7 protein-coding genes are annotated in these 11,076 nt (G+C 61.2%); 6 read left to right on the forward strand and 1 reads right to left on the reverse strand.

What is annotated here, in order from left to right:
- The first annotated feature begins 158 nt into the window (after window positions 1-158).
- From bcsR to bcsC, 6 genes are read left to right on the forward strand one after another with little or no spacing between them, the layout of a single operon-like run.
- Entirely contained in the window at window positions 159-347 is a 189-nt protein-coding gene (gene bcsR / locus ACESQ2_RS03840) for a cellulose biosynthesis protein BcsR (protein ID WP_004855289.1), read from the forward strand.
- A gap of 11 nt (window positions 348-358) precedes the next feature.
- On the forward strand, window positions 359-1,096 hold the full coding sequence (gene bcsQ, locus ACESQ2_RS03845; RefSeq protein WP_032694187.1) for a cellulose biosynthesis protein BcsQ: 738 nt from the start codon (window positions 359-361) through the stop codon (window positions 1,094-1,096).
- The gene (gene bcsA, locus ACESQ2_RS03850) at window positions 1,093-3,711 is read left to right on the forward strand and encodes a UDP-forming cellulose synthase catalytic subunit (RefSeq protein ID WP_046876778.1); all 2,619 of its coding nucleotides are present in this window, start codon (window positions 1,093-1,095) and stop codon (window positions 3,709-3,711) included. Before bcsQ ends, bcsA begins: the two co-directional genes overlap by 4 nt.
- A gap of 10 nt (window positions 3,712-3,721) precedes the next feature.
- Window positions 3,722-6,064 carry a cellulose biosynthesis cyclic di-GMP-binding regulatory protein BcsB gene (bcsB, locus tag ACESQ2_RS03855; protein WP_049070380.1) on the forward strand — a complete coding sequence of 781 codons (2,343 nt, stop codon included), beginning with the start codon at window positions 3,722-3,724 and terminating at the stop codon, window positions 6,062-6,064.
- Window positions 6,065-6,067: 3 nt separating this feature from the next.
- Window positions 6,068-7,177 (forward strand): cellulose synthase complex periplasmic endoglucanase BcsZ, encoded by a 1,110-nt coding sequence (gene bcsZ, locus ACESQ2_RS03860; RefSeq protein ID WP_373170169.1) that lies wholly within the window; start codon window positions 6,068-6,070, stop codon window positions 7,175-7,177.
- Window positions 7,159-10,644: a cellulose synthase complex outer membrane protein BcsC gene (bcsC, locus tag ACESQ2_RS03865; RefSeq protein ID WP_373170170.1), complete on the forward strand. Its 3,486-nt coding sequence runs from the start codon at window positions 7,159-7,161 to the stop codon at window positions 10,642-10,644. Before bcsZ ends, bcsC begins: the two co-directional genes overlap by 19 nt.
- A 14-nt stretch (window positions 10,645-10,658) precedes the next feature.
- Here the strand turns inward: bcsC and ACESQ2_RS03870 are convergent.
- Window positions 10,659-11,076: hypothetical protein (locus ACESQ2_RS03870; protein ID WP_373170171.1), on the reverse strand; the 418-nt coding region annotated here is incomplete at its 5' end.

Below are 11,076 nucleotides of genomic sequence, written 5' to 3' on the forward strand. Positions count from 1 at the left end.
CGTGAGACTTGATTTACACTTGATTAGTTTACTAGCGAAAGCGTCAGAGTAAACCTAACATTGAAATTAAAGGACATCAGTTTTAGCATGTAAACATATTTTAAGGATGATCTTACGCCTCTCGGTTTAATTTATTGTATTTTCCAACGGACAGAGAAATGCCAGCAAAAGAGCCTGCTGTACCCACCGATGCGACTTTGGGCTACACGTTTCAAAATGATTTCCTGGCGTTAAGCCGGGCATTTTCCCTGCCTGATATTCACTACCACGATATTTCCCGACGCGAGCAGTTAACCGCGGCGCTAAAACGCTGGCCATTACTGGCTGAATTAGCAGAGAAAAAGTAAGGAAGCCGTCGATGGCGATTCTGGGATTACAGGGCGTGCGCGGCGGTACCGGCACCACGTCGATTACCGCTGCGCTGGCCTGGGCGCTGCAATTACTCGGTGAAACCGTACTGGTGGTGGACGCCAGCCCGGACAACATGTTGCGCTTTTTTTTCAACGTCGATTTCAGCCACAAAGCGGGCTGGGCGCGCGCCACGATCGACGGCAGCGACTGGCGCGACGCCGGTCTGCGCTACACCTCGCATATCGATCTTTTGCCCTTTGGTCAGCTGACGCCGGGCGAGCGCGCGAACATTGACCAGCTTCAGCCGACGCTGGCGCCGATGGCCGGGATGGTGCAGAAGCTCCATCAGCAGGGCGATCACCGCTGGCTGCTGATTGACCTGCCGGACGGTTACTCGCCGCTGACCCGCTCCCTCATTGACGTCTGCGACCGCACGCTGGTCATTGTGCATCCGGACGGCAACAGCCATATTCGCCTGCATCAGCAGGCGCTGCCGGTCAATAGCGATATTTTGATTAACGATCTGCGCGTCGGCAGCCAGCTGCAGGAGGATTTGTATCAGCTGTGGCTGGAGAGCCAGCGCCGCATTCTGCCGGTGACTATCCATCGTGATGAGGCGATGGCGGAGTGTCTGGCGGCGAAGCAGCCGCTCGGCGAGTACCGGCAGGACTCTCTGGCGGCGGAGGAGATACTGACGCTGGCCAACTGGTGTCTGCTGCACTACGCCGGGAAGGGGGCGGAATGATTCGCCTGAGCACCCTACTGCTGGCGCCGCCGGTCGGGAAACGGCTGAACGAGCGCTATCGCGACTATCGCCAGCACGGCGCGTCGTGGCTGTCGGCCGCGCTGGGCTGCCTGTGGGCATCTCTGGCATGGGCGTTTATGCCGCTGGAAACGCCGCGCTGGCAGGCTATTCGCGAACGTCACGGCGAGTTTTTCCCGCATATTAATCCGCATCGGCCGCGCCCGCTGGACCCGATTCGCTACCTGCTGCAGTGCGTGTGGCTGCTGGCGACGCGGGTGCCGGAGCCGGATAAAAAGATCAACTGGCGTTCGCTGGCGGCGCTGGAAGGCGTCCAGGGGCGCTATGCCCAGTGGCTGGAAAAGCTGCCGGAAAAGGTTAACGCCCGCACCGGTCACCTGGATAAACATAAAGAGCTGGCTCACCTGTCGCCAAAGCTGCGGCGGCTTATTCTGGGCACGATAACCTTTTTCTCGCTAATCCTCGCGCTGCTCTGTATTACCCAGCCGTTTAATCCGCTCTCGCAGTTTATTTTCCTGCTGCTGCTGTGGGGCGTGGCGCTGCTGGTGCGCCGCATTCCGGGACGCTTTTCGGCCCTGATGCTGATCGTGCTGTCGCTGACCGTCTCCTGCCGCTACATCTGGTGGCGCTACACCTCGACGCTCAACTGGGATGATCCCGTGAGCCTCGTGTGCGGGATAATTCTGCTGTTCGCCGAAACCTACGCCTGGGTGGTGCTGGTGCTGGGGTATTTCCAGGTCGTCTGGCCGCTGAACCGTCAGCCGGTCCCGCTGCCGGAGGATATGGCGCAGTGGCCGACGGTCGATATTTTCGTGCCGACCTACAACGAAGACCTCAACGTGGTGAAAAACACCATTTACGCTTCCCAGGGGATCGACTGGCCGAAGGACAAGCTCAATATCTGGATCCTCGACGACGGCGGGCGCGAAGAGTTCCGCCAGTTCGCCAAAGACGTCGGGGTGCACTACATCGCCCGCACCACCCACGAACACGCGAAAGCCGGGAATATCAACAACGCCCTGAAGTACGCCAAGGGCGAGTTCGTGTCGATTTTTGACTGCGACCACGTGCCGACCCGCTCGTTCCTGCAGATGACCATGGGCTGGTTCCTGAAAGAGAAAGAGTTAGCGATGATGCAGACGCCGCACCACTTCTTCTCCCCGGACCCGTTTGAGCGCAACCTGGGACGATTCCGCAAAACGCCGAACGAAGGCACGCTGTTTTATGGCCTGGTGCAGGATGGGAACGACATGTGGGACGCGACCTTCTTCTGCGGCTCCTGCGCGGTGATCCGCCGCGGCCCGCTGGATGAAATCGGCGGCATTGCCGTGGAAACGGTGACTGAAGACGCCCACACTTCTCTGCGCCTGCACCGTCGCGGGCACACTTCAGCCTACATGCGTATCCCGCAGGCGGCCGGTCTGGCGACGGAGAGCCTGTCGGCGCATATTGGCCAGCGCATCCGCTGGGCCCGCGGGATGGTACAAATTTTCCGCCTTGATAACCCCTTGTTTGGCAAAGGGCTGAAGCTGGCGCAGCGCATCTGCTACGTCAACGCGATGCTGCACTTTCTATCCGGTATTCCGCGGCTGATCTTCCTGACCGCGCCGCTGGCGTTTCTGCTGCTGCACGCCTATATCATCTATGCGCCAGCGCTGATGATCGCCCTGTTCGTGCTACCGCATATGATTCACGCCAGCCTGACCAACTCGAAGATTCAGGGCAAATACCGCCACTCTTTCTGGAGCGAGATCTATGAAACGGTGCTGGCGTGGTATATCGCGCCGCCGACCTTTGTCGCGTTGATTAACCCGCATAAGGGCAAATTCAACGTGACGGCAAAAGGCGGACTGGTGGAGGACGAGTACGTCGACTGGGTGATCTCTCGTCCCTATATCTACCTCGTGCTGCTGAACCTGGTCGGCGTCGGGGTGGGGATCTGGCGCTTTATGTACGGCCCGGAAAACGAAATTCTGACCGTCTGGGTGAGCATTATCTGGGTGTTCTATAACCTGATTATTCTCGGCGGCGCGGTGGCGGTCTCGGTTGAAAGCAAGCAGGTGCGGCGATCGCACCGCGTGGAGATGTCGATGCCGGCGGCGATTGCCCGCGATGACGGGCACCTGTTCTCCTGTACCGTCCATGATTACTCAGACGGGGGCCTTGGGGTCAAGATTCACGGCGAGGCGCAGGTGCTGGAAAGCCAGCACGTCAAGCTGTTGCTGAAACGCGGGCAGCAGGAGTACGCCTTCCCGGTGCGGGTCGCGCGGGTCAACGGCAGCGAGGTCGGGCTACAGCTGCTGCCGTTAAGCAATCAACAGCATATTGATTTTGTACAGTGTACGTTTGCCCGCGCAGATACGTGGGCGCTTTGGCAGGATAGCTTCCCGGAAGATAAGCCGATGGAAAGCCTGCTGGATATCCTGAAGCTGGGGTTCCGTGGATATCGTCACCTGGCGGAGTTTTCTCCGCCGTCGGTGAAGGTTATTTTCCGCTCGCTCACCATGCTGGTGGCCTGGTTTGTCTCGTTTATTCCGCGCCGTCCGGAACGCGCAGCGGCGACACTCTCGGCAGAACCGGCGATGGCTCAACAATGATGATAATGCGATGAACAGAAAACTCTCTTTGATTTGTGCAGTAGCGGTGGGTATTAGCGGATGGTCTCCCTTCGCTTCGTATGCGGAACCGACGGCGGCGGCGACTCAGGCCGCGCCGACGACGACGGTCCCCGGTATCGCTGGTACGGTGGCGGACAGCCAGCCCACGGCGACGCTTGCCGATCCGGCAGCGCCGGTGGTGGTGCTGGATAACGCTCCGACCCGCGACGTGAAGCTGACCTTCGCCAAAATCGCCCCGCCTCCGGGCAGCATGGTGCTGCGCGGCGCGCGCCCTGAGGGGTCGGTAGAGTTCGGTATGCGCAGCGATGAAGTGGTGGCAAAAGCGCTGCTGAATCTCGACTACACGCCCTCTCCGTCGCTGCTGCCGGTGCAGTCGCAGCTGAAGGTGTATCTTAACGATGAGCTGATGGGCGTGCTGCCGGTCACCAAAGAGCAGTTGGGTAAAAAAGTCAGCGCGCAGATCCCTATCGATCCGCTCTATATCACCGACTTTAACCGCGTGCGCCTTGAGTTTGTCGGCCACTATCGCGATGTCTGTGAAAACCCGGCCAGCAGCACCTTGTGGCTGGACGTCGGTCGCGAAAGCTATCTGGATTTAACCTACCAGTCGCTGAACGTGCGCAACGATCTTTCGCATTTCCCGATACCGTTCTACGATTCGCGCGATAACCGCCAGCTGACGCTGCCGATGGTCTTCGCCTCCGCGCCGGGTGTCCTGCAGCAGCAGGCAGCGGCCATCGTCGCCTCCTGGTTCGGCAGCAAGGCGGGCTGGCGCGGCCAGCAGTTCCCGGTGCAGTTCAACGCGCTGCCGGACCGTAACGCCATTGTGTTTGCGACCAACGATAAGCGCCCTGACTTCCTGCGCGAGCATCCGCCGGTTAAGGCGCCGACGATTGAAATGATCGACCACCCGGATAATCCGTACGTCAAGCTGCTGGTGGTCTTCGGGCGGGATGACAACGACCTGCTGCAGGCAGCGAAGGGGATAGCCCAGGGCAATATTCTGTTCCGCGGCAGCAGCGTGACGGTTGACGATGTCAAACAGCTGCAGGCGCGTAAACCCTACGATGCGCCGAACTGGGTGCGTACCGATCGGGCGGTGACCTTTGCCGAGCTGAAAACCTACGAACAGCAGCTGCAATCCAGCGGCCTGGTGCCGGACTCCATCAACGTAGCGCTGAACCTGCCGCCGGACCTCTACCTGCTGCGCGCCAACGGCATCGATATGAACCTGAACTATCGCTACACCATGCCGCCTATCAAGGACAGCTCGCGCATGGATATCAGCCTGAACGATCGGTTCTTACAGTCCTTCAGCCTCAACAGCTCGCAGGATGTGAATAAGCTGATACTACGCCTGCCGGTGCTGCAGGGGCTGCTGGACGGCAAAACGGAAGTGACGATCCCGGCATTGCGCCTCGGCGCCATGAATCAGCTGCGCTTCGACTTCCAGTATATGAACCCGATGCCGGGCGGTTCTATCGATAACTGTATTACCTTCCAGCCGGTGCAGAACCACGTGGTGATAGGCGATGACTCGACCATCGACTTCTCGAAGTACTATCACTTTATGGCGATGCCGGATCTGCGCGTATTTGCTAACGCGGGCTTCCCGTACAGCCGGATGGCCGATCTCGCCGATACCCTGGTCGTGGTGCCCAAATCGCCGACCGAGGGCCAGGTTGCCACGCTGTTGGAGACGGCCGGCGGCATTGGCGCGCAAACCGGCCTGGCGGCCATTAACCTGCGCATGACCGACGACGGCAGCCAGATTAAGGACAAAGACGCCGATCTGCTGCTGATTGGCTCCATTCCGCAGGCGCTGAAGGACGACACGAAAATCAACCTGCTGGTTGAAGCGACCAAAAGCTGGGTGAAAACGCCGATGCGCCACTACGATCTGGCCAGCATCTATCCCGATACCGAGGCCAGAACGCCGAATACCCGCACCGACGTCACGTCGACCGGGCCGATGGCGGCGATTATTGGCTTCCAGTCGCCGTACAACGATCAGCGCAGCGTCGTGGCGCTGCTGGCCGACAGCCCGCGCGGCAACGAACTGCTGACCCAGGCGCTTAACGACAGCGGTAAACGCGCGGCGATGTTTGGTTCCGTTGCGGTGATTCGTGAGTCGGGCGTCAACAGCCTGAGGGTGGGCGATATTTACTATATCGGGCACCTGCCGTGGTTCGAACGTATCTGGTTTGCGCTCTCCAGCCATCCGGTGCTGCTGGCTATTCTGGCCGCGGTCAGCATCGTCCTGCTGGCATGGGTGCTATGGCGCATGCTGCGCATTATCAGCCGTCGCCGCCTCGACCTTGATGATGAGTAATTGATGATGAACGCGGTGCGCGGTGTGGTGTTATCGGTATTGATGCTGGCGGCGGCGCAGGTGAGCGCCGCCTGCCAGTGGCCGGCCTGGGAGCAGTTTAAAAAAGAGTACGTCAGCGCCGAAGGGCGGGTTATCGACCCCAGCGATGCGCGAAAAATCACCACTTCGGAAGGACAAAGCTACGGGCTGTTCTTTGCTCTGGCGGCTAACGATCGCGACGGCTTCCGCAAGCTGTTCGAGTGGACGCAAAACAACCTTGCCGAGGGCGATTTGCGTGCGCATCTCCCGGGCTGGCTGTGGGGGAAAAAGAGCGATGACGAGTGGACGGTACTGGACAACAATTCAGCTTCGGACTCCGATTTGTGGATAGCCTGGGTGCTGCTGGAGGCCGGACGTCTGTGGGACACGCCTCAGTACACCGAGGTGGGCAAGGCGCTGCTGGCGCGCATTGCCGACGAAGAGGTCGCCACCGTACCGGGGCTGGGGCCGATGATTCTGCCGGGGAGAGTCGGCTTCGTCGATGACCGCGGCTGGCGTTTTAATCCCAGCTATCTGCCGCCGCAGCTGGCGACCTATTTTGCCGCGTTTGGCGCTCCCTGGCCGAAGATACGCGACGGCAATCTGCGTCTGCTGCTGGAAACCGCGCCGAAAGGTTTTTCGCCTGACTGGGTGCGTTACGAAAAAAGCAAAGGCTGGCAGCTGAAAGCGGATAAACCCATTATCGGCAGCTATGACGCCATTCGCGTCTATCTGTGGGTCGGTATGCTCGATGACGGCGATAAGCAAAAAGCTCGCCTGCTGGCGCGTTTTAAACCGATGGCGACCCAGACGATTGACCAGGGCGTGCCGCCGGAAAAAACCAACATCGCGACCGGTAAAACTACCGGCAACGGTCCGGTTGGCTTCTCCGCTGCGCTACTGCCTTTCTTGCAGAAGGAAGATGCACGCGCCATTCAGCGCCAGCGCGTCGCCGATAACTATCCCGGCGCGGATGCTTACTACAGCGCGGTCCTGACCCTTTTCGGCCAGGGATGGGATCAACACCGTTTTCGCTTCACCGCCGGTGGCGAATTACGGCCTGACTGGAACCAGGAATGCACAAGTTCTCACTAAGCTTATTCACCCTCTCCTTAGGCGTCGCGCTGATGCCGCTGGCGCACGCCGCGACTACGCCTGTTCAGGAGCATCTACTGGAGCAGGTCCGCCTCGGCGAGGCCAGCAAACGTGAGGATTTGGTGCGCCAGTCGCTCTATCGCCTGGAGTTGATCGACCCGAATAACCCGGACGTTGTTGCCGCGCGGATGCGCTATCTTCTCCGCCAGGGCGATACCGCCGGCGCGAAGCAGCAGCTGGAGCGTCTGGCGAAGCTGGCGCCGGAATCGCCCGAGCTGAAAGCCTCGCGCGACGAAATGAAAAGCAGCACCGGCGACGGTCGCCAGGAGCTGCAGCAGGCTCGTCTGCTGGGCGTGGCCGGGAAGGTTGATGAGGCCATCGCCGCTTACGAGAAGCTGTTTAACGGCGTTCCTGATGATGATGACGCGGCGATTGAGTACTGGACGCTGGTGGCGCGGCTGCCCGCCCGTCACAACGAAGGTATCAATCAGCTGAAAAAACTCAACGCCCGCTTGCCGGGCAACGTCCCGCTGCAAACGGCGCTGGCGAAACAGATGTTTGGCGATAATAAGCCGGAAGAGGGATTTGCTTATCTGGAGCAGATGTCCCGCTCGGCGGCGGGGCGCGGTATCGCGGCGGACATCTGGTTTAACGAAGTGAAAAGTATGCCGGTCAGCCGGGCCAGCGTGCAGGCGCTGCAGCGCTTTCTCATGCAGTTTCCCACCGGTTCCACCTCGGCGAATGCCCGCGTCCTGCTCGCTCAGCAGCAGACGCAGCTAAAAGACCCGACGTTCCGCGATCGCGCGGAGGGGCTGGCGGCGGTGAAGGCCGGGAAAGGTTCGGTGGCCGTGGCCGATTTGCAGCAGGCTGTGCGGGCGGATGCCAAAGACAGCGACGCGGTTGGCGCATTGGGGCAGGCGTACTCCCAGCGCGGCGATCGGGCGCGGGCGGTTGCCCAGTTGAGTAAAGCCATCAAAATGGACCCGGATAGCCCGAGCCGCGATAAGTGGGACAGCCTGCTCAAGACTAACCGCTACTGGCTGCTGATTAAGCAGGGCGATAGCGCCCTCAAAAGCGGCCAGCTGGCGCAGGCGCAAAATCATTACGCCCAGGCGCAGCGCATAGACAATACCGACAGCTATGCGGTGCTGGGGCTGGGGGACGTGGCGGCGGCGCGTAAAGAAAACGCGGCGGCGGAGCGCTACTACCAGCGCGCGCTGCGAATGGATCGCGGCAACAGCCTGGCGGTGCGCGGTCTGGCGAATCTGTATCGCGCCGAATCGCCGGAAAAAGCCAGCGCGTACATCGCCAGCCTGTCGCCGGGCCAGCGGCGCAGCATTGATGATATCGAACGCAGCCTGACGAACGATCGGCTGGAGAAACAGGCCGAAGCGCTGGAGAGCCAGGGCAACTGGGCGCAGGCGGCGGAAGTGCAGCGCAGACGGCTGGCGCTGGATCCGGATAGCGTGTGGATCGCCTACCGCCTGTCGCGGGATCTGGTCAGCGCGGGCAGCCGCAGCGAAGCCGATGCCATCATGCGCGCGATGGTCAACCGCCAGCCCGGCGATGCCGACCGGGTTTACGCCTACGGCCTCTATCTATCCGGGAATAATCAGGATGAGATGGCGCTGGCGCAGATTAACGCCCTGCCGCGCGGGCAGTGGACGGACAATATTCGCGAGCTGGAGGCGCGCCTGCAAAGCGATAACGTGTTGCGCCAGGCCAATCAGCTGCGCGATAGCGGCCAGGAAGCCAGGGCGATCGCCCTGATTAACCAGCAGCCGACGTCGGTGCGCTACGCGCTCACGCTGGCGGACTGGGCGCAGCAGCGCGGCGACAGCCAGACGGCAATTGCTGAATATCAGCGGGTGCTGGGGCAGCAGCCTGACAACGGCGATGCGCGTCTGGGCCTGGCGGAAGTGTATCTTGCCGATGGCGATAAAAACGCCGCCCGCGCCCAGGTGGCGCAGCTCAAGGGCGAAGATATCGATTCTATCAATATGCAGCGGCGTATCGCCCAGGCGCAGGCCGGGTTGGGCGATCGCGCTCAGGCGCAGCAAACCTTCGCCCGCATCGTTCCGCAGGCGAAAGCGCAGCCGCCGTCGATGGAAAGCGCGCTGGTGCTGCGCGACGCCGCGCGTTTCCAGGCGCAGAACGGCGAGCCGCAGCAGGCGCTGGAAGGCTATAAAGATGCAATGGTGGCCTCCGGCGTCGCCCGCGAACGCCCGCAGGATAACGACACCTTTACGCGGCTGACACGTAACGACAGCAGCGATGACTGGCTGAAGCGCGGGATCCGCAGCGACGCCGCCGATCTTTATCGTCAGCAGGATCTTAACGTCACCCTCGAACATGATTACTGGGGCTCCAGCGGTACCGGCGGCTATTCCGACCTGAAAGCCCATACCACGATGCTGCATGTGGATGCGCCGCTGGCCGACGGGCGAATGTTCTTCCGTACCGATCTGGTTAATATGGATGCCGGGAGTTTTTCGACGAACAGCGACGGCAGCTATTCGCCGAGCTGGGGCACCTGCGGTGAAATCGCCTGTAGCGGCGGCAGCAAACATCAGAGCGATAGCGGCGCCAGCGTCGCGGTGGGCTGGAAGAACGATACCTGGAGCGGCGATATCGGCACCACGCCGATGGGCTTTAACGTCGTTGATGTGGTGGGCGGCCTGAGCTACAGCAGCGACGTTGGCCCGCTGGGCTACACCGTGAACCTCCACCGACGCCCCATTTCCAGCTCGCTGCTGGCCTTTGGCGGGCAGAAGGATAACCCTAACGACGGCCATACCGGCAAGACCTGGGGCGGGGTGCGCGCCGACGGCGGCGGTTTGAGTCTGAGCTACGATAAAGGCGAGGCCAACGGCGTCTGGTCTTCGCTGGGCGTCGACCAGTTGACCGGGAAAAACGTCGCCGACAACTGGCGCGTGCGCTGGATGACCGGCTACTACTATAAAGTGGTTAACGAAGATAACCGCCGGGTCACCGTCGGTCTGAACAATATGCTCTGGCACTACGATAAGGATCTCAGCGGCTATACGCTGGGTCAGGGCGGTTACTACAGTCCGCAGGAATATGTCTCCTTCTCGGTGCCGGTCACCTGGCGTCAGCGGACGGCGAACTGGTCATGGGAGCTGGGGGGATCGGTGTCGTGGTCCCACTCGCGCACCAAAACCGAGGCGCGCTATCCGCTGCTCAATTTGATTCCTTCGCAGTATCGTCATGATGCCAGCCAGCTCACGGAAGAAGGCAGCAGCAGTTCTGGCGTCGGCTATACCGCGCGGGCGCTGGTTGAACGACGGGTGACCAGCAACTGGTTTGTCGGGGCGGCGGTGGATATCCAGCAGGCGAAGGATTACACCCCGAGCCATGCGCTGCTGTACGTTCGCTATTCGGCTTCCGGCTGGCAGGGCGATATGGATATGCCGCCGCAGCCGTTGGTTCCTTATGCCGACTGGTAGCAGATTAGGCTGAATTATGCGACAGGGCGCCACTCCACGGCGCTCTTCGCGTATACTCGTTGCCTCCGGCCAGGCAGCCCGATTTCCCCTCCGGTGGCGCGGAAGCTGCATAGCGCGCTGCATCCCGGAGGCGGCGCCAGGGGCGCCTTGTCCGGGCTACCGGCCCGATGGTGGTTGTGAGCGTGTAGCCCGGGTAAGGCGTCAGCCGCCACCCGGGAATGTTCCCCGGTCGCGCTGTGCTTACCGGGGCTACCGGCCCGCGCCGCCTGCGGATTTTGTAGCCCGGACAGGCGCATTGCGCCGCCTCCGGGAAAGCGTCCCGATGGCGGCTGTGAACGTGTAGGCCGGGCAATTTTGTAGCCCGGGTAAGGCGTCAGCCGCCACCCGGGAATGTTCCCCGGTCGCGCTGTGCTTACCGGGGCTACCGGCCCG

Origin of the sequence: Klebsiella sp. Q11 (assembly GCF_964241505.1) — a bacterium.
GTDB lineage: Bacteria > Pseudomonadota > Gammaproteobacteria > Enterobacterales > Enterobacteriaceae > Klebsiella > Klebsiella michiganensis.